Here is a 21,301-nt window from a genome sequence, read left to right as displayed (position 1 = left end):
CCCGCCCCGCCCCCTCATCGCCGAAGCGGAGAGGACGGGGCGTTCATTTCAGCCGGGGCCCTCTCCCACGCTGGACGGGCACACCGTCTCGGAGGTCGACGTCGTCCTGCGAGTTGCGCTCGCGTTGAACATGGTCACCCGCAAGCTACGAGCCGCTGGCAGCGAGCAGCAGAGCCGCCATGCTGGTGCCACTGACGATCTCTCCAGCCTCCACGAGTCCGCGAATCTTGCTGAGCGGAATCCAATCGATGCGCTCGGCCTCCCAGTCCTCGGCCGGCGGCTCGATGTAGGTGGCGCCGTCCGCCCAAAAGATGTGGTGCCGGGAGTCGGAGATCCCGGGAGTGGGGTGTACGACGGTGAGCGGTCGCATCGAGCCGGGCCGCCACCCGGTCTCCTCCTCGACTTCACGGGCAGCGGCGGCTTCAGGTGTTTCACCATCGCGAATACCGCCGATCGGTATCTCCCATCCCCAGGCGTCGGTGATGAACCTGTGCCGCCACTCCAGAAGCACGCGCCGTTTCTCGTCCACCACGACAGCCCCCGCGCCACCGGTGCGCGACCGGATGATCCGGTGCTCCAGGCGCCGTCCACCAGTGATCTCTACGTCGGCGACGCGGATGTCGAGCCACGGGTCGGTGTACAGGGGCTTTTCGGAGTGGACCTTCCAGCGCACGGGCAGGCTCCCTTTGGTCGGCGGCGCGGCTCGCACGTCACGCTACTGTTCGCGTTGCACCTGGAGTTCCGCCCGCTCACGAAGAGCCAGAACGGCGGGGCTAGCGTGAACTCTGCAGTGGGCGAGGTGCTGGGCGACCTCGCCGAACCGACTCACTAGTGTTGCGAGGCGCTGCTAGCCAGACGGCTACCTCGGCACTCGCTACGGTGGCGACAGCCTCTGGGACTCGAACCTCCCGAGGCTCCCCTTGGGGCCGGGACCGAGGGAGAGCGCGATGACGAAATGGCAAGTCAGGTACGTGATCGACGACGGATCTACGATGTTCGGTCTTGAGCCCGCACGGGAGCACTACATCGAGGTAGAGCTCGACACCATTGGGTTGGACGTCTTCGGCGAGGACGAGCAACTCGCTTATGACCGGCTCAAGGTGGCAGCCCACGAGCGCATCGGCGGGCACGTCGTGGTGACCGGTGCCAGCGAGATCACCGACACCGATTAGGCGCGCCGCCGCGCGTACTCCAGCCGCTCCCGGCCTGGTCCCGTTGGCCGCCGGCGGCCCAGGCATCGTCGGCCTCGGTGACCGACCGTCGCATCGCGTCGGGATCGCGGGCGCCTGGAGCGCACAGGCCAGCTGCCGAATTGTTGCGCGTCAGCCGATCGCATCGCGGATTAGGGCGCGCGCCTCGTCGCCGACGACGGCCAGTTCGGACAGTTCCGCGAAGGCGGCGAGGTACTCGGCCACATCTCCGGGGGCGTTGACGGTGAACCGGCCGGACAAAAGCTGGATACGGACGAGGTTCTGGTCATAGACGTAGAAGTTCTCTACCCCTGCGCGAGTACGTGGACCCAACGGGATCACGCCCAGCGACACGTTGGGCCGGCTGCTTCCGCCCCGCCTGCCCACCCTGGTCAGGCTCGCCGAGGCGCTCGGCGTCGGAGACCCCCTGCTCGCCGGCACCGACATGGACCTGGGCGACACGGCATCGCTCCCGCTGGCGTCCCTTCGCACGGATCCCGCATGAGGCCGTCCCAGCGATCCGCGAGGCCGTCCGCGCGAGAACGCCGACGAGCGGCTGCGGCTTCCACCCGCAGGGGAAGAGTGCCCATGGCAGCACGAGACTGTGCGTGTACCCGGCGTTCGATCTGTCAGAGATCATCCGGTGAGCGGTACGACGGCCTTGGTGTCCCACGTGTAGCACTGTTCGTCGCGGCCGAGCAGGATGAGCTGAACGTCCTTGATCGCGGTTTGGACGGGCGGGAGTTCCTCCGCCAGTACGGCCGCGATCTCCGCCAGCGGGCCCTCGACATTGCTGTAGGCCACGCTGACATGCGGGTTCCAGTCCGGCGACTCGCCGACAGAACCGGTCGCCTCGATGATCGCGTCGCGGATCGCTGTGCGGATCGGGACGAGCGCGGCGGCGGGATGGACCTTGAGCCGCACCACCTCCGGATCGACGATCGCGGGGCCGACGCTCACCTCCACCGGAGGGACATCAGCGAGCCGACTCCGGACCTTCCCGACCACCTGGACCACGACCTCGTCCGGCACCTCGTCGGCGAATCCCAAGCCCTGAGTGGTGAGATGAAGCCACTGCTCTGGGATCGGGTCGAGGCCGGGCAGGCCGGCCAGCCGTGCCTGGTATTCGTGGACGAGTTGGTGGAGTTCAGCCTGGCCGTCGAAGGTGATGTGCCAGGTGTACATGCGGCGACCGACCTTCCAGCCGGGTCGCCACCACCAGTGGTCGCGCATGCTCTCGGGTGCGGAGGTCATTCGTCTCCCTTGGTGATCGCCTTGGTTGTGATCGCCTCTGCCTGATATTCAGTGATCTGCTCGCGAAGAGCCAGAACGGCGGGGCTACCGCGAAATCTGCGGTGGGCGAGGTGCTGGTCGACCTCGCCGAACCGACTCACCAGCGTTGCGAGGCGCTGCTCGCCGGGCAAGGCCAGGATCGGGGTCAGCTCGCCGAGCGCCTCGTCCAGATCGCCCTTGAGGACGTAGGCCATTCCGGCACCTATGCAGATCTGTGCCCACGTCCCGTACGCCCACAGTTCCCCGGTGGCATAAGCCTCGCGTGCTTCGGCCACGCTCGCGAGTGCGCTCGTGGTGTCTCGTGCGCCCAGGGCGACCCCAACGGCGTAGTTTGCCTGCCTGGGCCGGGGACGCCGAGACCTCCGTGTGGTCGACCGGCCCTGACACCGGCGGCCGGTTGGCGGCGGACGTGGAGCAGGCAGCGGAGCGGATGGGTCGGCTGCCGAATTGTTGCGCGTCAGCCGATCGCGTCGCGGATCAAGGCGCGCGCCTCGTCGCCGACGACGGCCAGTTCGGACAGTTCCGCGAAGGCGGCGAGATACTCGGCCACATCTCCGGGGGCGTTGACGGTGAACCGGCCGGACAAAAGCTGAATGCGGACGAGGATCTGGTCATAGACGTAGAAGTTCTCTACCCCCGCGCGAGTACGTGGACCCAATGGGATCACGCCCAGCGACACGTTGGGCCGACGGGAGTCTGCGACGAGCTGATCGGCCTGCTCCCGCATGATCTCGGGCGGTGCGATCGGTGACCGTAGGACGTGCTCTTCGACGAGGAGGTTGAACGTCGCGGGGCCGTCCAGGACGCGTCGCAGCTCGTAGCGTGCCGTGACGGCGTCGGACACGTCGTCGGGTGACCTGCGCCGTGCCCGTGCGGCCTCCAGGATGGCGCGGGAGTAGTCGGCGGTTTGCAGCAGGCCGGGTATCACGCGGGACTCATAGGCGAGGAACCGGCGGGTGCGGGAGAACAGGTCGCCGACCTCCTTCTGCATGCGCAGCAGCCCGGTCCGCTGGTTGGAGCGCCACGTCGAGTAGGCCGCCTCGACGGCCGTGGCGTCCGCGGCGAGGTCGTCGGCCTGGTCCTCGGCGTTGCAGTGCGCACACCAGGCGCGGATATCGGCGACCGAGGGAATGGCGCCCCCGTGCTCCAGGCGGGAGACCTTGGACGGATGGCAGCCGAGAAGCTCGGCGAGGTCCTTGCCGCTCAAGCCCGCCTGAAGACGGAGCACCCTCAGCCGCGACCCCAGGTCCCGGCGCAGGTCAAGGGGCGATCGTTGTGGGGGCGATGTCCGGAGTGTCATGGCTCCAGTAGGTCAGAAGGCGCAATATTGCGCAAGCGTGTTGCTCCTTCCGGTTGCCATGTAAGTAGATGTGTCGCAGCACACATACGCAGCCCGGGCGAGCGAGCGGACGCCCGCTTGATCCAGGGCTCGACCAGAAACGAGGTTCGACGGTGAGCCAGGTACAGCCGCCGGTGGGAGTGGACGCGGTCGCGGCGCAGAAAGCCGCGTTGCGGGGGGAGTTCGGAAACTGGAGCATCGTCCACACCAGCGACACCGGCCGCTGGTGGGCGATCCGGACCGTCCGGCGTGCTCGGCTGGACGGTCGGCTGCTCGGGGCGCGCGTGTGTACGGAGCTGGACGCGGACACGGCGGACGGGCTGCGCGCGAAGTTGCGTGAGGTCGCCGAGGACGAGGCAGGTGCGCGATGAGCGGGCCGGAGGCGCGGCGTGCGCTGGCTGAGGAGTTCCCCGGCTGGCTGGTGGAGGTCAAGGACGAGCCGGGCGGAGCGTCTTGGCGCGCCTCGCGGCTCGTCCCGCCCGGGCACGGCGGTTTCCTCGGCGTTCAGGCCGATGAGGCGGGGCTGCTTCGTGAGTTGCTGCATGAGGCGGCCGGGATCGACGCCGGGCTGGCGTTGCGGGATCTGGCGGTCGAGCTGCGCAAGTGCGGCATCACCGCCACCGCCTATGACATGACGCTGACCGCGACGGGCCCAGGCGGGCGTACCCAGATGCTGACCTGCCGGTTGGGGTTGTTCCGCTGGTTGGCGGGCGGCCGGGTGATCGGCCCGATCGAGGACCCGCTGGCCGCCGTCGACGCCGTCCTGTCGTCCTTTGGGGATCGGTCATGAACCGGCTGGAGCACACCGTGGTCGACCTGTCGCCCGTCCGGGATGCGCCCCCGAGCATCCCCGCTGGGATCACGACGTGGTGGGGAGAGGCCACGCAGATGTGGTGGGCGCTCTTGCCGTCGCGGTACGGCCCGCGTCTGGTCGAGGCGCCGAGCGCGGAGGCGCTGGCGGTCACCGTCGACTGGTACCTGCGGCGGGCGGCGATCTAGATGCCCTGGTTTCTCAAGCCGGGACGGCGCGATGCGTCACGCCCCCGCGTCGCGCCGTCCCCAGAGGGCGCGGGAGGTTCCGTGCGGGCGGCCTCCCGCGCTCGCCTGTTCCTCGCGGGGCTGGCCACCCGGCATTCCACGGCCGGACAGTCGGAGGTCCTGTGTCCTGGCGCGGCGGCCGGGGGCGACGTCGGCGTCCCCGGCCGCCGCGCCGCCTTGCCGGTGACCGCGACCGATCATCTGGACGCCCTTGCTCGTGCGCTCACTGCCGCTGGCTGGTCTACGTCCCCGCGATACCAGGAGAGCCCCGCGCTGTTGCGGGTGGTTGCGCCCGAGTTGCCGGGCGTCGGGGAGAGCGTGTGGGTGAAGCCGGGTGTGGGCGGGGTGCCCTGGTTCATCTCCTCGACCGGCGACCCGCTGGCACCGTGCCACGATCTCGCCGCAGCGGTCGCCGGTATCGAGACCCGGCTCGGCCCCTACATGGCGACAGCGTCGTTGTGCACCGCTGCGGAGGAGGAATCATTACGGCGGCGCCTGGCCGATCGAGTCCGGACCCCACGGAGGAGGACCTGATGGCCGCCGATCTGGACGTGGTGCCGTACGGGCAGTTGGACGCGCTGCGCCATCGCGTCCCGCTACATCGACGCGACGGGATGGCGAGAAGGCGGCTAAGCGGATCGCATGGGCGGTCGACGGCCCGATCCGTTCCGTCCTTGAGGAGGGATGAGCGAGGGGCGGCGCCGTACGGCCCGGGGCGACGTCTTCGGCCGCGCCGCCTCTCATCCAGCTCGCGGCCCCAGGTCACAGGCGCGCATCTGGGGCGCGCGCAAGATCCGATACAGCGCGCTGGAGGTGCACATGACCATCACCACCGACCAGGCGGCCGAAGCCGTCAAAGACCCCCGTGAGCTGGTCGACGCCGAGGTGTTCGACCTGCTTGTCGAGGACATCGTCCGGTACGACCGCGTTACCGCGCGGCACGCCCAGCGGATGATGGGGCAGGCTCTGGTCTTCCTCAAGGCGCAGGCCAACATAATGCGGGACCACGATGCCCACGGCGGCGATTGGGTGCGGATTGTGCCCTCGGTGCCGGTGGACGAGGGCTGGCATGCTTTCATCAAGCGGTCCCAGCCGTACATGCGTTCGGCGAGAAGCACGCCGGTCGATACATTCACCATGTGCGCGTTCTGGACGACGACATTCTGTCCGGCGCCGCGCTTGCCCGGACCATCCCGGCACTGCATGCCACCGGCTACCGGGTGGACATGGAATTCTGGGACAACGAAGGCGCGGGCTGCTGCCCGCCTGAATGCAGTATGCCTGGCGGCGGATAGCGGAAGGCTTCCATGCGCAGCACTTGGGATGACCTGCCCGGAGCGCTTCGGGACGCCGTCCAGGAGCACAGTGGCCCGGTTCGGCGTGTCGAGTCGGCGGCGGGTGGCGGCCATGCCGACTTCGCCTCGACGCTCCATGTTCTGCAGGGGCCGGTGTTCGTTAAGGCGGCACGGAAGCTGCCGGACGAGGACGGCGCGGAGGTTCGGGCGCTGCGCAGGGAAGCGGCCATCAACCAGCACGTGAGCGGGCTCGCCCCCCGGCTTCTGTGGACGGCGGAAGCCGGGGGGTGGCTTGCGCTCGGGTTCGAGCACGTGGAGGGCAGGCACGCCGACTACGCCCCGGGCTCTGCAGACCTGGCCTTGCTCACCAGGGTGGTGCGGGCGATCCAGGCGTTGCCGTGCCCTGACGTGGTTCAGATGCGCGTTGAACGGCGCTGGGAAGCCGTCGCGGCCGATGTGTCGTCGATTGCCGGGAACGCGTTGCTGCACACCGATCTCAACCCTCGCAATCTGCTGATCACGTCCGAGGGGCGCGTGTACGTCGTGGACTGGGCGTTCGCCTCGCGTGGCGCGCCTTGGGTGGAGGCGGGACAGGTCGTCCCGTGGCTGATCCGTGCGGGACACACGCCCCGGCAGGCCGAGCGGTGGGCCGAGTCCATCCCGTCATGGGACGCCGCTGATCCGGCCGCGATCGGCCTGTACGCGAGGGCCTCGGCCGAGCGGTGGAGGCGTTATGGCGAACGGGCCCACGGTGGCGGCGCGGTGCCTGAGTACGTCGCCGTCGCTCAGCGGTGGGCCGAGTACCGGGTCTCGCGATAGTGCCTGTTCGGCGAGAAAGATCGTCTTGGGGGATATGGGTGTGCGAGCGCGCCCAGCGGTTCTCGACTGCCGGGCCCTCGCACTGTGGGACTAAATGTCGTAGAAGAGCTCGAATTCGTGCGGCGGGGGCGGAGGCGGAGGCGGATGGGGTCGATCTCGAATGCGTTGCCGCGGTCGACCTGCGCTGCACGGATGCCGGGCCCGTCCCCACACTGGACGGCCCGCTTGAGTGCCTGAACCTGTCCCAGCACGTGCTGTGGCCGTTGCGGTCCGCGCTTCGGGCCGAAGGCGATCGGTTCATCAGCACCGTGGGCGACGTGGTCGAACTCGCGGCACTCGGACGCCTGGACCAGGCGCACAACCTCGGTCCAACCCGAGTTCAGGAGGTCCTCATTGCACTGGACCACGCGTGCGCCACGATCACTCGGCCGGAATTCGGGCCGTGAAGCGCCTCAGCAGGCGTCGAGTAGACCGTCCAGCGCGGTCCACTCCGCCGCGTCGACCGGCAGGGTCGTACCGGTACCTCACATCGATCCAGGACCGGGCTTACATGCAGCGGAACGAGTCCAGGGGTCGGGACCCATTGGGCCGGATCCTTGAGGCGAGTGGAGTGTTGGTCCTACGCCTAGGCATCTCGCCTTGCGTGGCGTACGTCCTGGAATGAGCACACGCCTTCGCTGCCCAGTGACCTCTCCGATGCCCACTGGAAGCTGATCGAGCCGATCCTGACTGCTTGGCGTGAGGAAAGCCCGGCCTCCGCGCTGGCCATCGGCCGTCCGCCCGGCGCCCGCAGGCGGGCCGTGAGGCCGGCCTGCGGGCGGTTCGGCGGCCCCTACTTTTGGGTGGCGAGGGAGCAGGCGCGACTGGCGTCCTCTTTGGTGATGTCGAGGGCCTTCCCTCCTTGCTCGCACACCGGGATGCCCTTATCGGGCAGGTTCGCGGGCACGGTGCAGGCCGCCGTGGCCGCAGCCTCGGTGACCACCCCGGGGTAGCGGTCGATGAGGTACTTCTGGCACTCGGAGGCGTCTGCGGTGGCCGGGGTGGCGGCAGTGACCGCAGTGGTCATCACCGTCCCGCCGCCGACGACGGCGGCCAGCAGGGCCGCGGCCGCCAGTCGGGGAACGCGGGGGGAACGAGACATCGACAGTCCTCTCTCGCTAGTGAATGGAACGCGGGCAACATTGTCAGTTCCCTTGCCGTCACGCTACGGAGTTCATCGAATCGGTTCCTGGTTCTGCGTTCCTGTCCGGGCATATTTCCCCACAACAACCTCTTTGTCCAACCATCAACCTCATTGTATCGGCATTCTATAATGGCGAATGAAGGGTTGTTTGTCGATGAAGACAGGGGCGCCGTAATTCTATGAAGGGCCCTGTGGAGCCGGTTTCGGTGCGGCTACGGCTTTGGCGACAGGTTGGGCGTGATGCACATGACCCGCCCAACTCAAGGAGGAATGATGTACATCAGGCCGGCATCCGTGCTAATGACTGTATCTTCGTTGTTCGCGACAACCACAGCGACAGCCGCACAAGCGGAATCACCTGACCGATCCGCCCGCGCGGCGGAGCAAAAGGTCGTGGATTCCAACTGCCGAAGTCGTGAAGGAGAACGGAAGTTCCTCGTCCGCCCTCACGGCACTTTCGACTCTTTCTATTATTGGGGGTTGCATGGTATGGGGATGGAGGAATCAAAGTGACAGGACGCGTCCGTATCACCGCCGCACGGGTCGAGGATTATGATTTCGAGATATCCTCCAATAGTTACCAGGCGAAATACACTAGCTTTGGCGTTCCGATAGGGCCCGGAGCTTGCTACACCATCAAGTGGGACCTAATGAGAAAGGCTGGCGGATACTGGGAATCTCAAAGTTGGCTGACATCATCGCACGTATATCTTCAGGACGTGACCTTTAGTGGTACGGCGCCGGAAAAGAGCCAGACGGCTCGGGCGCTGAACTCGGATAGGTCTGTTGAGTGAGTTGACCTATTGCGGGGTCAGGTGACTCATGGTCGCGTGCGGGCGTGGGTGTGTTCGTGGCCGAGAAACGAAGAGGCCGCCCCACCCCGCGATCGCAGGGGGTGGGGCCTGGCGTTCTCAGCAGGAATCGAGCAGGCCGTCCAGCGTTCTCTTCTCCGGAACGAGGCCGAGTCGTCCGCGGCAATCTCCGGCACCTACCGCCGGTGGTGAACCCGAGAGCAGCCGCGAGGCGGTCACGAGGACCTCGCCACCACCATCCGCCGAATCGCCCTGCGGGCCGAGCGCCGGTACGGGCTCAGCGCGTCCAAGACCCTGCTGTGCCGCCTCGACGCGACGGGCAAGGAGTTGATCAGCGGCGTGGAGAGGCCATCACGCTCGGACGCGGGATTCTGCATCACGGCGTCTGGGGGCCGGTCGCCGCGCGCCTCGCCGAGGTCGGGTACGGCTGGGAGTCGCGGACCTGAGTTCCGGAACGAGACTGGCGCCCCGTCCCCTCGCCTGGAGGGTGGCGGGGCGTCGGTGCATCGCTTGTTCAGCCTAGCCCGGCGTCGTGTTCGACGCTCTGACCTTCACCTAGAAGACGCTCAAGGGCGTCCGCCAGATCCGCGATGGTCGACGGCGCATCGGCGTGCGCCACGCGACCGGCGATCCGCCCAAGCAGGTTCGTTGTCCGAGCCGATCCCACCTCGCCCGCCACGCCGGCCACCTCGGCCATGACGGGCTCGGCCTCCTGCCAGTCCCGCACATGCACCAGCGCGTTCAGACAGGTGCACCAGGTCGTTGTAGCGGTCACGGCGATTGGCCTTCCGCAGGCTCGCAGACTCGGCGAGAAGCGGCACCGCTGCGCCCCATTGCCCGAGCTCGGCATGCGCCATCCCCATGCGCCAAAGTGCCTCGGCTTCGGTGAGCCACCACGTCCAGTGCGAATCCTTGGCGGTTATGCCGTCCATCAAGGTCGAGCGCGCTCGGCCGAGAGCGTCGAATGCGCGTCGCCCGTGGCCGAGCTGCGCCAGTGCACGCCCCTGCCGGATGTCGAACAGCGCCCTCACGCGTGGGGCGAGGTCGCCGTCGGCCAGGAGGTCGGTGGTGATCCGCAGGGCCTCCGTGGGCCGGTGAAGGTACACGGACTGCATCGCCAGGTGCGCCAGCTCGAACAGCTCCATGTCGCGGTCGCCGGCCTGCCGGGAGAGCATCAGCGCCTCATGGGTGATCAGCCGGGAGGTGTCCTGCCGGATCGGCGTCGCCTTGCGCGTCCTGTCCGGACCACTGTCGAACATCCACGACCTGGCCGCGAACGACGCCACCATTGCGCTGCTCATCAACGTGATCACCGCTGTCGGGCAGTTCCAGCGCGACCTGCAGAACGAACTTACCGCCGAAGGGATCGCCGCCCTCGCACGCGCCCACGGAGTGAGCCGCGCTGGCGTTCGGACCGCGCTCGCCGACCTGCTACCCGATCAGCCCGGCCCCATCGCCTGAGCACCCCGGCGATGCCACTCTGCGGGGGAGGATGTGGCCGGCCTCGGTCAGCACCTGGGCGGCGCGGGCGTGCTCGGCCGGCTGCCGGGCGTGGTCGGTGAAGTCGTCGCAGACCCCCACCACGAGCGGGTCGTGGCTTTCCACCGAGAACCCAGCGCGGGCGGGGGAACTCCGCACCGCCGACGCCGCCAGCGCCCCTGGAGCCGCTACGCGCCCGGCGACCACCACAGACAGTGACAGCCGGCAGAGAACACAGACCACTCAATCACCGGGCCTTACCAGGGCTGCGCCCCTTCTACGTCAGCGCTACCGGGACCCCGGTCGCCTGGACGGCGGAGCGAAAGCGCGGGTCATGACGAGCGGGTTATCAGACGCCTTGCGTGGCTCGACAGGGCGTTGAGGACGGTCAGGTCGTCGTAGTTCATGAGGATGGCCACCTCCCAATCCAGGTCGGGGTAGGTATCGGTCATCGTGCTGATGCCGCCGTTCATGGAGCCGCCGGTGTGCCCGACGATTCGCTGGTTGTTGTAGATCCAGGCGATGAAGCCGTAGCCCCAGTGGGTGGTCTGGACAGCTGAGTCGCTGGATGGCGTTGGGGGGAGGGATACCTTCCCGCTCATGGCCAGGTCCTTGAAGGCATGGTCGAGCAGCTTGCCGCCGTGCAGCGCACGGCCGAAGCGGATCATGTCCGCGCAGGGGGAGAACGCGTTTCCGGCCGGGCTGCCGATGAATGTTTGATCGTCGATCCTGTCGACGCGTGGCCCTCCCGAGGGATCGGAGCCGTAGGGGTGGGCGATGCGCTTGTCGGTCTGCCACTGCGGCTTGGTGTAGAAGGCGGTATGGGCCATACCGGCCTTGGTGAAGACGTTGTCGCGGACGTAGTCGTAGTAGGACTGGCCGGAGACCTGCGCGACGATCTCACCGAGCACGCAGAAGCCGGCGTTGCTGTAGCCGAACTGGGTGCCGGGAGCGGACTTCAGCGGCATCTTCCGGATGATCGCCAAGGTGCCGTTCCAGACTTCGGCGGTGCTGGTCCACTTGGTGGACTCCTTGTCCCACTCCGGCTCCTGCGTGTGGTCACCCATTCCGGAGGTGTGGGTGAGCAGCTGGTGGACGGTGACCTTGTCGGCGATGTCGGCCGGGAAGCCCTTCACGTAGGTGCCCAGGGTCTTGAAGAAGTCGACCTTGCCCCGCTCGGCGAGCTGGACGAGCGCCACGGCGGTGAACATCTTGGTCATCGAGGCGAGAACGAAGGTGGTGTCCGGCCGGTTGGGAATCGACAACCGCTTGTTGGCCTTCCCGTACGCCCTGGCGAGCACCGCCTTGCCTTGGTGAGCCAGCAGCAGGCTGCCCGAGAACTTGTCCTCGGCCGCCAGCTTGGCCACATGCCGGTCGAAGGCGCCACCGGGCCGCAGGTCCCTCGGCACCGGGCCGTTCCGCGCCTGGTCGGCGCCGGCGATGCCCGGAGCGACCAGCGCCGTACCCGCGGCGACCGGAACCGCTCCGAGCACACCGAGCGCCGAGCGCCGGGACAACGGGCCGCAAGGCCGGGGTCGAGTCATTGCACGTCTCCCTTTAGAACACGACGCACCGACGGCCGGAACCGCCGCGCGGGCGACCAGGCGCTAGCGTGGCTCGCCCACAACGGCACACCCAGCGCATCGGCCGGTGTCACGTCGAGTCTCATCCGCCGCCCGGGCCGATGCCGGGCGCACACGCAACAGACAACACAAGGGCGCGTTTCCCCCACATAAGGAACGACGGGTCACGGAGGCCGAGGGCCGCTACCGCTGCCGGCGGCCCGCGCTGACCGGCGCCCGGCTTGAGGAGGTGCGGTCGGCGTTCACCAACCAGGGCGCCTCGATTGCGGCTCTCGCTCGTGCGCATGGGGTGAGCCGGGCCGCCGTCCGGACCGCGTTGGCCGGTCTGCTGCCCGACCAGAGCGTCCCGTCCCCTCGATCAGCCTGACCGAAGGGACGGGAAAGGATCAGGCTGAGCATGGAGACTTCCTGGTGTTCCTTGTCGCTGCCGGGAATGGTGGCGGCGCTGCCGTAGAACAGGTCGGTGTTGGCCGAATGCCGGTTCTCCACGACCTGCAGGCCCTCGTGGATCTCGCGGCGCAGTGCCTGCGAGGCGACGTGCTCGGCGGCGAAGACGCTCTTGACCGCTTTGCCGAGTTCCCCGATGGGGTGTTTGGGGCCGCCGCGGGTGAGGCGGCGCAGCACCTGCTCGGCCTCACGTCGCCCCCGTCTAGTTCCCCACCAGCCCCCAGGCGCCGTCCAGCAACGTCCACGCCGCGATCAGCTCCTCCGGCCCCACTCCCGACGCACCATGCACCCCACTCGCCCGATCGGCCCCCCGAAGCCCACAACACCCTCGAACGACCGAGATGCGCTAGCGCGCGGTAAACCCGACTCGCGACGATCACGAACTGCAACCGTGACCTCTCACTCGGCTACCCGGCGGCCGCGGACACGTTCGGGAGCGGAGGGCCGGGGCAGAGTGTTCGTCTTCTAGATGTCGTAGTAGAGCTCGAATTCGTGGGGGTGGGGGCGGAGGCGGATCGGGTCGATCTCGAACTCGTGCTTCATCGCGATGTAGGTCTCGATGAGGTCCGGGGTGAAGACGCCGCCCTCCAGGAGGTAGTCGTGGTCGGCTTCCAGGGACGCCAGGACCTCGGGGAGCGAGCCGGGGACCTGGGGGATGGCCCGGGCCTCTTCGGGCGGGAGTTCGTAGAGGTCCTTGTCGACCGGTTCGGCGGGCTCGATCTTGTTCTTGATGCCGTCCAGGCCGGCCATGAGCATGGCGGAGAAGGCCAGGTAGGGGTTGCAGGACGGGTCCGGGACGCGGAACTCGATGCGCTTGGCCTTCGGGTTCGAGCCGGTGATCGGGACGCGGATGCAGGCCGAGCGGTTGCGCTGGGAGTAGACGAGGTTGACCGGGGCCTCGAAGCCGGGGACCAGGCGGTGGTAGGAGTTCACCGTCGGGTTCGTGAAGGCCAGCAGGGACGGGGCGTGCTTGAGCAGGCCGCCGATGTAGTAGCGGGCGCTGTCCGACAGGCCCGCGTAGCCGACCTCGTCGTAGAACAGGGGCGAGCCGTCCTTCCAGAGGGACTGGTGGACGTGCATGCCGGAGCCGTTGTCACCGAAGATCGGCTTGGGCATGAACGTGACGGTCGTGCCGGCGGCGCGGGCGACGCTCTTGACGATGTACTTGTAGAGCATCAGGTTGTCGGCGGTCTTCAGCAGCGTGTCGAAGCGGAAGTCGATCTCGGCCTGGCCCGCGGTGCCGACCTCGTGGTGCTGCATCTCGACGGCGATGCCGGAGGCGATCAGCTGGGACACCATCTCCGAGCGGAGGTCGGTGTAGTGGTCCATCGGCGGGACGGGGAAGTAGCCGCCCTTGTAGGGGGGCTTGGCGCCGAGGTTGCCGCCGGCCTCCTCGCGTCCGGTGTTCCAGGCGCCCTCGATCGAGTCGAGGTAGTAGTAGCCGGCGTTCTGCCTCGTCTCGAAGCGGACGTCGTCGAAGATGTAGAACTCGGCCTCGGGGCCGCAGTAGGCGGTGTCGGCGATGCCGGTGCCGCGCAGGTAGTCCTGGGCCTTCTTGGCCACGTTGCGCGGGTCGCGGCTGTAGGGCTCGCCGGTCAGCGGGTCGTGCACGAAGAAGTTCAGGATGAGGGTCTTGTGCTGGCGGAACGGGTCGACGACCGCGGTGGCGGGGTCGGGGAGGAGGAGCATGTCCGACTCGTGGATCTCCTGGAACCCGCGGACCGACGAGCCGTCGAACATCAGCCCCTCGGTGAAGACGCTCTCGCCGAAGTTCTCGACCGGGAACGTGAAGTGCTGCATCTTGCCCGGCAGGTCCACGAACCGGCAGTCGACGAATCGCACACCTTCGTTCCTGATGTAGCTCAGGACCTCTTCGGCGCTGCTGAACATCCAGCCTCCTTGGGGCGCTCTTGGGCTTTCTGAAGGGTACGGACGGGCCGTTTCCCGGCCGTGTCCCGTTTGTTTCGGCTGTGTTACGCATCACGTTGTCGCATGCGTCACGGGCGTCCCCCGCCACTTGACATCTGCCCTGGGGAGGGGCGTCGGAACCCCTCGGGAGGAGGGGATAGCGTAGGGGCTATGAGCAGTGGCAAGGAGCGGCCGGCGGCGGAGCCGCGGTGGACGCAGACGTGGCTCGGCGGGGCGCGCGCGGCCGGGGCCGACCTCGGACGGCCGGGGGAGCGGTTCGGCTTTCCGGAGGGCGGGAGCGGCGCCATCGCGGGCTACGGTCGGCGGCTGGTCGCGCTCTTCGTCGACTGGGGGCTGTCGATGCTCGTCGCGAGCCTGGTGGCGCGCGCGTTCGAGTGGACGCCCGCGGAGCGCAGCATGGGGACGCTGGTCGTCTTCGGGATCCAGGCGTGGCTGCTCACGGCGCTGGCGGGCACGACGCTCGGCAAGCGGCTGTGCGGCCTGCGGGTGGCGCGGCTGGACGGACGGCCCGTCGGCCTCGGCTGGTCGCTGGCCAGGACGCTGCTGTTGCTGCTGGTCGTCCCGGCGCTGATCTGGGACCGGGACTACCGGGGCCTGCACGACCGCGCGGCCGACACGGCGGTCGTCAACGTGTGAGAAGGCGCCCGTGAGGGCGCCTTCCCGTCAGCGCATCTTCGGCTTGGGGCCCTTCGGCATCTTCGCGCCCTTGGGCATCGGGCCCTTCGGCATCTGCATGGAGCGGGGGAGCGCCTGGAGGCGGTCGTTCAGCTCCGCCACCTGGCCCTTGGTGAGGTTGCGGGGCAGCTTCATCAGGTGCCGCTGGAGCTTGTCGACCGGGATCTGGCCCTCGTCGTCGCCGACCTGCACGTCGTAGATCGGGACCTGCTGGGCGGCGCGGGAGATGCGCTTCTTCTCGGCGCCGAGCAGCGGCCCGACCCGGCCGCGCGGGCCCTCCGACACCAGCACGACGCCGGCGCGGCCCACCGCGCGGTGGACCATGTCGAGGTTGCGGTTGCCGCTGACCGCCTCGGTGACCGTCCAGCCGCCGCGCATGTTCTTCAGGATCGCCGCGGCGGCGCCCGGCTGCCCGGCGATCACCTTGTACTGCGCGCGCTGCGCCAGCTGGCCGAAGACGATCATGCCGACCGCGGCCGCCGCGAGGACGCCCAGCGGGATGAAGAACCACAGCTGGCCGATCAGCATCCCGATGAGGATGACGACGACCAGGGTGCCGATCGCCGAGGCGAAGACGATCGGGAGGGCCTTCGGGTCGGCCTGGCGGAGCACCTGGGCGACCATGCGGATCTGCTTGAGGCGGCCCGGACGCTCCTGGGCCCCGTCCGTGGGCTTTTTCGACATGGGCTCAAGGATAGTCGTGCCGGGGCACGGCTCGGATCAGCCCTCCCGCGCCTCGATCGCCTGCTTGTAGAGGCGGCCGGCGCGGTAGCTGGAGCGGACGAGCGGGCCGGACATGACCCCGGCGAAGCCGATCTCCTCGGCCTCGGCCGCCAGCTCGACGAACTCCTCGGGCTTCACCCACCGCTCGACCGGGTGGTGACGGGGGCTCGGCCGCAGGTACTGGGTGATGGTGACGAGCTCGCAGCCGGCGCCGTGCAGGTCGCGCAGGGCCTCGGAGACCTCCTCGCGGGTCTCGCCCATGCCGAGGATCAGGTTGGACTTGGTGACCAGCCCGTCCTGCCGGGCCCTGGTGATGACCTCCAGGGAGCGCTCGTAGCGGAACCCGGGGCGGATCCGCTTGAAGATCCGCGGGACGGTCTCCACGTTGTGCGCCAGCACCTCGGGACGGGACGAGAAGACCTCGGCGAGCTGCCCGGGGTCGGCGTTGAAGTCGGGGATCAGCAGTTCGACGCCGCAGCCGGGGACGGCCGCGTGGATCCGCCGGACGGTCTCGGCGTACAGCCAGGCGCCGCCGTCGTCCAGGTCGTCGCGGGCGACGCCGGTGACGGTGGCGTACCGCAGGCCCATCGTGGCCACGGACTCGGCGACGCGGCGCGGCTCGTCGCGGTCGAGGGCGGCGGGCTTACCGGTGTCGATCTGGCAGAAGTCGCAGCGCCGGGTGCACTGGTCGCCGCCGATGAGGAAGGTGGCCTCGCGGTCCTCCCAGCATTCGAAGATGTTGGGGCAGCCGGCCTCCTGGCACACCGTGTGCAGGCCCTCGGACTTCACCAGCGAGGTGAGCTCCTTGTACTGCGGGCCCATCTTCAGCCGGGTCTTGATCCACTCGGGCTTGCGCTCGATGGGGGTCTGGCTGTTGCGGGCCTCAACGCGCAGGAGCTTGCGCCCCTCAGGTGTCACCGTGGTCACCTCATCAGGGTACGTGCCGATCACCGGTGGCGGCACATCGGCGCCCGCCGGGCTCGAAGGCGTCTCGGAGTGATCTCGAACGCGTGACAAGAGCCCGATTCGCCTTGTCGATTCGCGTGTTCGTGTCGTTGGCGGCAGTGGATCTCTCTAGGGTGACTCCCTGTCGTCACGCAACAGCGTTACCAGGAGGGGCCGCAGTGGGTCTGGCAATGTCGTACCTCAGGGTGCCGCCGGTGCTGGAGGGAGAGCCGGATCCCGGCCGTATCGCCCGCCACATCTTCGGCACCGCCGATTGGCACCGCCGCCACGCCCCGCGGGCGTTCGAGCTCGGCGGGGCCTGGCAGATCATGCACTACCTCGTGACCGGCGATCCGTGGGAGGGGCGCCAGGCCGAGGCGGACGCCGTGTGCGGCGGGCGCCTGCTCACCGAGGACGGCGCGGACGAGCTGGGCATGGACGTGATCTACCTGGCGCCGGAGCGGGTCAAGTCCGCCGCCGACCATCTGGCCGGGACGCCGTTCGCCGCCATCGCCGCGCGGTTCGACCCGGCGGCGATGGCCGAGGCGGGTGTCCAGGACGCCGGACGGCTGGACGCCGCCGCCCGCGACCGCGTCCTCAAGCCCGCCTACGAGGGCCTGACGGCGTTCTACCAGGCGGCGGCGACCGAAGGGCTGGCCGTGTACAAGGTGATGGCGCCGCAGGGCTGAGCGGCGGGCCCAGCCCCGCGTTCGTCCCTCCCCGCCCGGGCCTCGCGCCCGGCCGGGGGTTTCAGACGCCCAGTTGGGCGGTGGTTCGGTGCAGGGTCGTCGCGGCGCCGAGCGCCCTGGCCAGGTGCTGCTCGGCCAGCGGGGTGACTTCGGCGACCGTGACCTCGCGGCCGAGCTCCAGGCTGAGGCTGGTGGAGCCCGCGTCCGGGATCCCGCAGGGGATGATCCGGTCGAACCACGACATGTCGGCGGTGCAGTTGAGCTGGAAGCCGTGCATCGTCACGCCCTGCGACACCCGGATCCCGATGGAGCCGATCTTGCGGTCGGGGGCGCCCGGCACCCACAGGCCGCTGCGGCCCTCCACGGTGACGGTCTCCAGGCCCAGCTCGGCGCAGACGTCCATCATCATCCGTTCCAGCAGCCGGACGTAGGCGAGCACGTCGACCGGGTCGGGCAGCCGCAGGATCGGGTAGCCGGTGAGCTGCCCCGGGCCATGCCAGGTGATCTTGCCGCCGCGGTCGACGTCCACCACCGGGGCGCCCGGGTCGCCGAACGGCCGGTCGAGCGGATCGGTGCGCTTGCCCGCCGTGTAGACCGGCTCGTGCTCCATCAGCAGGACGGTGTCGGGGATCCGGTCGTCGACGCGCAGGGCGTGCGTGCGCTTCTGCAGGTCCCATCCGTCCTTGTAGGGGACGGCCGCCGTCCCGAAGCCCGCATGGACGACCACCAGTTCCTCGACGCCGAACCCCGGCGGCTGCGCCCCGCCCTGGAGGGGGGTGGTCTGGGGCGCCTCGCGTACGTCTACATCGCTCACGCCCGCCAGCCTATGTCCACCGCTTCGCGCCTTACAGGGCGGTCACCTACAAGGGCGCGGGGCGGTGAGCCACAAGTCTGTACAGGACGCGGGTCACAGTGCGCCGAGTCACGGGGCGGCGGGTTCAGGGCTCCGGGTTACAGGGCGGCGGGTCACAGTGCTCCGGGTTACAGGGCGGCGAGCAGCCGGGGTTCCAGGCGCGACTCCTTCGCCGTGCCGGGGCCGTCCGGTTCCACGCGGTAGGCGCCCGCCTCCTGCCGGTACGAGACGGCCTGGACGAACTCCGTGCCCACGTAATGCAGGGCGACCGACTCGTCGGCCGCGTACCCGCCCGGAAGGGTTCCCTCTCCGACGAGCTGCTGCAGCAGCGGACGGCGCTGCGGGTCGCTGTCGTAGTGCACGCCGCACGAGTACGGCAGGAACCCCAGGCCGTCCGTCATGGGACGGAGCTGGGGGCCGAAGGAGTCGGTGTTGCCGCCCACGTGCCAGCACAGCGCGCCCGCGCTCTGCCCCGACAGGACCACGCCCTCCTGCCACGCGTCCCGCATGATCTCGTCGAGGCCGTGGAGGCGCCACAGCGCCAGCAGGTTGGCGACGCTCCCGCCCGACACGTACACCAGGTCCTGCGTCAGCAGGTGCGCCCGCATGTCGGACACGTTCGGCATGGGGAACAGCGCCAGATGGCTGACCTCGGCGTCCATCGAGGAGAACCCGGCGTAGAAGCGCGACACGTACGCGGCGTTGTCGCCGACCGCCGTCGTGAGGAAGCAGACTCGCGGCCGGTCCTGGCCGGTCAGGTCGAACGCGTAGCGCAGCAGCGGGCTCGGGGCGAGCCCCTCACGACCGTCCGGGACGAACGTTCCGCCGCCGATCGCGAGGATGTGCGGCTGTCCATCGGTGCTCATTCACCCTCCTCTGGTCCAAGGCGTCTCAACGTCTCAATGCAACCGTATGGCGACCGAACGGGACCGCCCGGGACTTTGACGTTTCTTGGGGCTCACAGGACGGCTTTGAGGGCCGCGCCCACCTCCGGGTGCGCGAACCGGAACCCCGCCTCCTCCAGCCGCCGCGGCAGGACCCGCTGGCTGACCAGCGGACCCTCGTCGGCGAACCCGCGCAGCGCCGCCCGCAGCGCGAACCTCGGGACGGTGAGCGGCGTCGGACGGCGCAACACCTTGCCCAGGGCCCGCGTGTACTCCTCGTTGGTGACCGGGTTCGGCGCGGTCAGGTTGACCGGCCCGGCCAGCTCCCCCTCGATGAGGAACCGCAGCGCCGCGACCTGGTCGTCCAGGGAGATCCAGCTCGTCCACTGCCGCCCGTCGCCGAGCCTGCCGCCGAGGCCGAGCCTGAACAGCGGGAGCGTGCGCCCGAGCAGGCCGCCGCCGCGGCCCAGCACGACGCCCGTCCGCGGGTGCACGACCCGGACGCCGACCTCCCGCGCGGGCGTCGCGGCGGCCTCCCAGTCGCGGACGAGCTCGGCCAGGAAGCCGCGGCCCATGGGGGCCTTCTCGTCGACCTCGGTGTCGCCGGTGTCGCCGTAGAATCCGATGGCCGACCCGCAGACCAGGACGGGCGGGCGCCGGTCGGCCGCCGCGATGGCCTCCGACAGCGTCCGCGTGCCGCCGAGCCGGCTGTCCCTGATCCGCCGCTTGTGCGAGGGCGTCCACAGCCGGTCGGCCACGCCCTCCCCGGCGAGGTGGACGACGGCGTCGGCCCCGGCCACCGCCCCGACCTCGACGCATCCGTCGGCGGGCGACCACCGCGCCTCGTCCGGCCTGGCCGGCTCCCTCCGGACGAGCCGCAGGACCTCGTGCCCGTCCGCGCGCAGCGACCGCACGAGCGCGGTGCCGATCAGGCCCGACGAGCCCGTCACGGTGACCTTCATGCGCACAGCCTAAGCCGACACCGCTACCGAGCGTTGAGATTCTCATTCAGGCCCGGGTTTACCCGGAGAGGTTTCCCCCGGACGCGCGGGGCCCCGCCGCCCGGTGGGCGGCGGGGCCACGGGTGCCGTGCGCGGTCAGAGGCCGAGGTCGGCCTCGAAGTTGCCCTCCTCCAGCCGGTGCTTGATCGTGCCCAGGAAGCGGGCGGCGTCGGCGCCGTCGATCAGCCGGTGGTCGTAGGTGAGGGCCAGGTAGACCATCGAGCGGACCGCGATGACCTCGCCCAGCTCCGGGTCGTCGATGACGGCGGGGCGCTTGACGACGGCGCCGGTGCCGAGCATGCCGACCTGCGGCTGGTTGAGGATCGGGGTGTCGAACAGCGCGCCGCGGCTGCCGGTGTTGGTCAGCGTGAACGTGCCGCCGGACAGCTCGTCCGGGCTCACCTTGTTGGTGCGGGTGCGCTCGGCCAGGTCGGCGATCCGCTGCGCGAGGCCGCCCAGGTTGAGCTGGCCCGCGTTGTGGACGACCGGGACCATCAGGCCGCGCTCGGGGACGTCCACCGCCATGCCGAGGTTCTCGACGTCGTGGTAGGTGACCTCGTTGGTCTCGCTGTCGATGACGGCGTTGACCTTCGGGTGCGCCTTGAGGGCCTCGACCGCCGCCAGCGCGAAGAACGGCAGGAACGACAGCTTGACGCCCTCGCGGGCCTGGAAGTCGGCCTTGGCGCGGTCCCGCAGCCGCGCGATCTTGGTGATGTCCACCTCGACGACGGTGGTGAGCTGCGCGGACACCTGGAGCGACTCCACCATGCGGCGGGCGATCGTCTGCCGGATGCGCGACATCTTCTCGGTCCGGCCGCGCAGCGCGAGCTGCTCGGCCGGGGCTCCGGCGGGCGCCGGGGCGGCCTGCGCGGCCTGGACCTGCGCGGCGCGGGCGGCCTCCAGGACGTCCTGCTTGCGGATGCGCCCGCCGACGCCGGTGCCCTTGACCGCGGTCAGGTCGACGCTGTGCTCGGCGGCGAGCTTGCGCACCAGCGGCGTCACGTACGGGCCGTCGCCGGAGGGGGCCTCCGTAGCGGACGGCTGCTCGGGCGCCGGTGCCGGCTGCTGTTGCGCGGACGCGGGCTGCTGCTGCGCGGGCGCCGGTGCCGGAGCGGGCGGCGGGG

The 21,301-nt window shown here is 69.4% G+C and carries 28 protein-coding genes and 2 pseudogenes; 11 read left to right on the top strand and 19 right to left on the bottom strand.

All coding sequences use genetic code 11. The features are described 5' to 3' along the window. Positions 1 to 145: 145 nt before the first annotated feature. Positions 146 to 673: an NUDIX hydrolase gene (locus E1298_RS26890; RefSeq protein ID WP_131898023.1), complete on the bottom strand. Its 528-nt coding sequence runs from the start codon at positions 671 to 673 to the stop codon at positions 146 to 148. A 274-nt stretch (positions 674 to 947) separates the two neighbouring features. On the opposite strand from E1298_RS26890, the gene E1298_RS26885 reads away from it, so the two are divergent. After that, on the top strand, positions 948 to 1,172 hold the full coding sequence (locus E1298_RS26885; RefSeq protein ID WP_131898021.1) for a hypothetical protein: 225 nt from the start codon (positions 948 to 950) through the stop codon (positions 1,170 to 1,172). A gap of 150 nt (positions 1,173 to 1,322) precedes the next feature. Here E1298_RS26885 and E1298_RS26880 read toward each other — a convergent pair whose 3' ends face one another. After that, on the bottom strand, positions 1,323 to 1,544 hold the full coding sequence (locus E1298_RS26880) for a hypothetical protein (RefSeq protein WP_243725836.1): 222 nt from the start codon (positions 1,542 to 1,544) through the stop codon (positions 1,323 to 1,325). 1 nt (position 1,545) lies between these two features. On the opposite strand from E1298_RS26880, the gene E1298_RS48415 reads away from it, so the two are divergent. Further along, positions 1,546 to 1,695: a hypothetical protein gene (locus E1298_RS48415; RefSeq protein WP_165975674.1), complete on the top strand. Its 150-nt coding sequence runs from the start codon at positions 1,546 to 1,548 to the stop codon at positions 1,693 to 1,695. Between the two features lie 131 nt (positions 1,696 to 1,826). Here E1298_RS48415 and E1298_RS26875 read toward each other — a convergent pair whose 3' ends face one another. The 3 genes from E1298_RS26875 to E1298_RS26865 form a co-directional block, all read right to left on the bottom strand. Continuing rightward, a complete protein-coding gene (locus E1298_RS26875; protein ID WP_131898019.1) occupies positions 1,827 to 2,444 on the bottom strand; it encodes a 2'-5' RNA ligase family protein in 618 nt (205 codons plus the stop codon). Beyond that, positions 2,441 to 2,677 (bottom strand): hypothetical protein, encoded by a 237-nt coding sequence (locus tag E1298_RS26870; protein ID WP_131898017.1) that lies wholly within the window; start codon positions 2,675 to 2,677, stop codon positions 2,441 to 2,443. The genes E1298_RS26875 and E1298_RS26870 overlap by 4 nt, the downstream gene beginning before the upstream one ends. 263 nt (positions 2,678 to 2,940) lie before the next feature. Then, positions 2,941 to 3,783 (bottom strand): helix-turn-helix domain-containing protein, encoded by an 843-nt coding sequence (locus E1298_RS26865; protein WP_131898015.1) that lies wholly within the window; start codon positions 3,781 to 3,783, stop codon positions 2,941 to 2,943. A gap of 152 nt (positions 3,784 to 3,935) precedes the next feature. On the opposite strand from E1298_RS26865, the gene E1298_RS26860 reads away from it, so the two are divergent. From E1298_RS26860 to E1298_RS26845, 4 genes are all read left to right on the top strand, one after another. Continuing rightward, positions 3,936 to 4,193 (top strand): hypothetical protein, encoded by a 258-nt coding sequence (locus tag E1298_RS26860; protein ID WP_131898013.1) that lies wholly within the window; start codon positions 3,936 to 3,938, stop codon positions 4,191 to 4,193. Continuing rightward, entirely contained in the window at positions 4,190 to 4,612 is a 423-nt protein-coding gene (locus tag E1298_RS26855) for a hypothetical protein (protein ID WP_131898011.1), read from the top strand. The genes E1298_RS26860 and E1298_RS26855 overlap by 4 nt, the downstream gene beginning before the upstream one ends. Next, positions 4,609 to 4,821: a hypothetical protein gene (locus E1298_RS26850; RefSeq protein ID WP_131898009.1), complete on the top strand. Its 213-nt coding sequence runs from the start codon at positions 4,609 to 4,611 to the stop codon at positions 4,819 to 4,821. Before E1298_RS26855 ends, E1298_RS26850 begins: the two co-directional genes overlap by 4 nt. 81 nt (positions 4,822 to 4,902) lie before the next feature. Further along, complete coding sequence (locus E1298_RS26845) at positions 4,903 to 5,394, top strand: hypothetical protein (protein WP_131898007.1); 492 nt, start codon at positions 4,903 to 4,905, stop codon at positions 5,392 to 5,394. A 228-nt stretch (positions 5,395 to 5,622) separates the two neighbouring features. Here the strand turns inward: E1298_RS26845 and E1298_RS26840 are convergent, their stop codons facing one another. After that, positions 5,623 to 5,877 (bottom strand): hypothetical protein, encoded by a 255-nt coding sequence (locus E1298_RS26840; RefSeq protein WP_131898005.1) that lies wholly within the window; start codon positions 5,875 to 5,877, stop codon positions 5,623 to 5,625. A gap of 122 nt (positions 5,878 to 5,999) precedes the next feature. Here E1298_RS26840 and E1298_RS48410 point away from each other — a divergent pair, with 122 nt between their 5' ends. Further along, entirely contained in the window at positions 6,000 to 6,155 is a 156-nt protein-coding gene (locus tag E1298_RS48410; RefSeq protein ID WP_165975677.1) for a hypothetical protein, read from the top strand. 12 nt (positions 6,156 to 6,167) lie between these two features. Then, entirely contained in the window at positions 6,168 to 6,974 is an 807-nt protein-coding gene (locus E1298_RS26835; RefSeq protein WP_131898003.1) for a phosphotransferase, read from the top strand. 832 nt (positions 6,975 to 7,806) lie between these two features. Here the strand turns inward: E1298_RS26835 and E1298_RS26820 are convergent. From E1298_RS26820 to E1298_RS52125, 3 genes and pseudogenes are all read right to left on the bottom strand, one after another. Next, positions 7,807 to 8,115, bottom strand: a complete 309-nt coding sequence (locus E1298_RS26820) for a hypothetical protein (protein WP_131898001.1) — start codon at positions 8,113 to 8,115, stop codon at positions 7,807 to 7,809. A gap of 1,368 nt (positions 8,116 to 9,483) precedes the next feature. Continuing rightward, positions 9,484 to 9,744 (bottom strand): hypothetical protein, encoded by a 261-nt coding sequence (locus E1298_RS26815; RefSeq protein ID WP_131897999.1) that lies wholly within the window; start codon positions 9,742 to 9,744, stop codon positions 9,484 to 9,486. A 22-nt stretch (positions 9,745 to 9,766) separates the two neighbouring features. Further along, positions 9,767 to 10,144, bottom strand: a pseudogene (locus E1298_RS52125) (DNA-binding protein); the annotation flags it as partial. 13 nt (positions 10,145 to 10,157) lie between these two features. On the opposite strand from E1298_RS52125, the gene E1298_RS26810 reads away from it, so the two are divergent. Continuing rightward, complete coding sequence (locus E1298_RS26810; RefSeq protein WP_207944859.1) at positions 10,158 to 10,430, top strand: hypothetical protein; 273 nt, start codon at positions 10,158 to 10,160, stop codon at positions 10,428 to 10,430. Here E1298_RS26810 and E1298_RS48405 read toward each other — a convergent pair. From E1298_RS48405 to glnA, 4 genes and pseudogenes are all read right to left on the bottom strand, one after another. Beyond that, a complete protein-coding gene (locus E1298_RS48405; protein ID WP_165975675.1) occupies positions 10,401 to 10,574 on the bottom strand; it encodes a hypothetical protein in 174 nt (57 codons plus the stop codon). The two genes, E1298_RS26810 and E1298_RS48405, sit on opposite strands and share 30 nt — an antisense overlap. A 206-nt stretch (positions 10,575 to 10,780) precedes the next feature. After that, positions 10,781 to 11,992 carry a serine hydrolase domain-containing protein gene (locus E1298_RS26805; RefSeq protein WP_131897997.1) on the bottom strand — a complete coding sequence of 404 codons (1,212 nt, stop codon included), beginning with the start codon at positions 11,990 to 11,992 and terminating at the stop codon, positions 10,781 to 10,783. A gap of 222 nt (positions 11,993 to 12,214) precedes the next feature. After that, a pseudogene (locus E1298_RS26800) lies at positions 12,215 to 12,670 on the bottom strand (Tn3 family transposase); the annotation flags it as partial. A 273-nt stretch (positions 12,671 to 12,943) separates the two neighbouring features. Then, positions 12,944 to 14,368, bottom strand: a complete 1,425-nt coding sequence (glnA, locus tag E1298_RS26795) for a type I glutamate--ammonia ligase (protein WP_131897993.1) — start codon at positions 14,366 to 14,368, stop codon at positions 12,944 to 12,946. Between the two features lie 189 nt (positions 14,369 to 14,557). On the opposite strand from glnA, the gene E1298_RS26790 reads away from it, so the two are divergent. Next, positions 14,558 to 15,043: an RDD family protein gene (locus E1298_RS26790; RefSeq protein ID WP_131897991.1), complete on the top strand. Its 486-nt coding sequence runs from the start codon at positions 14,558 to 14,560 to the stop codon at positions 15,041 to 15,043. Positions 15,044 to 15,070: 27 nt separating this feature from the next. On the opposite strand, the gene E1298_RS26785 is transcribed toward E1298_RS26790, so the two are convergent. Further along, positions 15,071 to 15,766 (bottom strand): DUF4191 domain-containing protein, encoded by a 696-nt coding sequence (locus E1298_RS26785; protein ID WP_131897989.1) that lies wholly within the window; start codon positions 15,764 to 15,766, stop codon positions 15,071 to 15,073. A gap of 36 nt (positions 15,767 to 15,802) precedes the next feature. Further along, positions 15,803 to 16,732: a lipoyl synthase gene (gene lipA, locus E1298_RS26780; protein ID WP_131897987.1), complete on the bottom strand. Its 930-nt coding sequence runs from the start codon at positions 16,730 to 16,732 to the stop codon at positions 15,803 to 15,805. 197 nt (positions 16,733 to 16,929) lie between these two features. Between lipA and E1298_RS26775 the strand changes: the two genes are divergently transcribed. After that, on the top strand, positions 16,930 to 17,439 hold the full coding sequence (locus E1298_RS26775; protein WP_131897985.1) for a YfbM family protein: 510 nt from the start codon (positions 16,930 to 16,932) through the stop codon (positions 17,437 to 17,439). Between the two features lie 61 nt (positions 17,440 to 17,500). On the opposite strand, the gene lipB is transcribed toward E1298_RS26775, so the two are convergent. The 4 genes from lipB to sucB form a co-directional block, all read right to left on the bottom strand. Continuing rightward, positions 17,501 to 18,253, bottom strand: a complete 753-nt coding sequence (gene lipB / locus E1298_RS26770) for a lipoyl(octanoyl) transferase LipB (protein ID WP_424923144.1) — start codon at positions 18,251 to 18,253, stop codon at positions 17,501 to 17,503. Positions 18,254 to 18,420: 167 nt separating this feature from the next. Next, positions 18,421 to 19,158: a Type 1 glutamine amidotransferase-like domain-containing protein gene (locus tag E1298_RS26765; protein WP_131897983.1), complete on the bottom strand. Its 738-nt coding sequence runs from the start codon at positions 19,156 to 19,158 to the stop codon at positions 18,421 to 18,423. Between the two features lie 92 nt (positions 19,159 to 19,250). Next, entirely contained in the window at positions 19,251 to 20,138 is an 888-nt protein-coding gene (locus E1298_RS26760) for a TIGR01777 family oxidoreductase (RefSeq protein WP_131897981.1), read from the bottom strand. Positions 20,139 to 20,273: 135 nt separating this feature from the next. Further along, a partial coding sequence (sucB, locus tag E1298_RS26755) for a 2-oxoglutarate dehydrogenase, E2 component, dihydrolipoamide succinyltransferase (RefSeq protein WP_131897979.1) occupies positions 20,274 to 21,301 on the bottom strand: 1,028 nt, incomplete at its 5' end.

This window comes from Actinomadura rubrisoli (assembly GCF_004349215.1).
Classification (GTDB): domain Bacteria; phylum Actinomycetota; class Actinomycetes; order Streptosporangiales; family Streptosporangiaceae; genus Spirillospora; species Spirillospora rubrisoli.
Note: the sequence above shows the minus strand (reverse complement) of the source record. Positions and strands in the feature narration are given on the sequence as shown.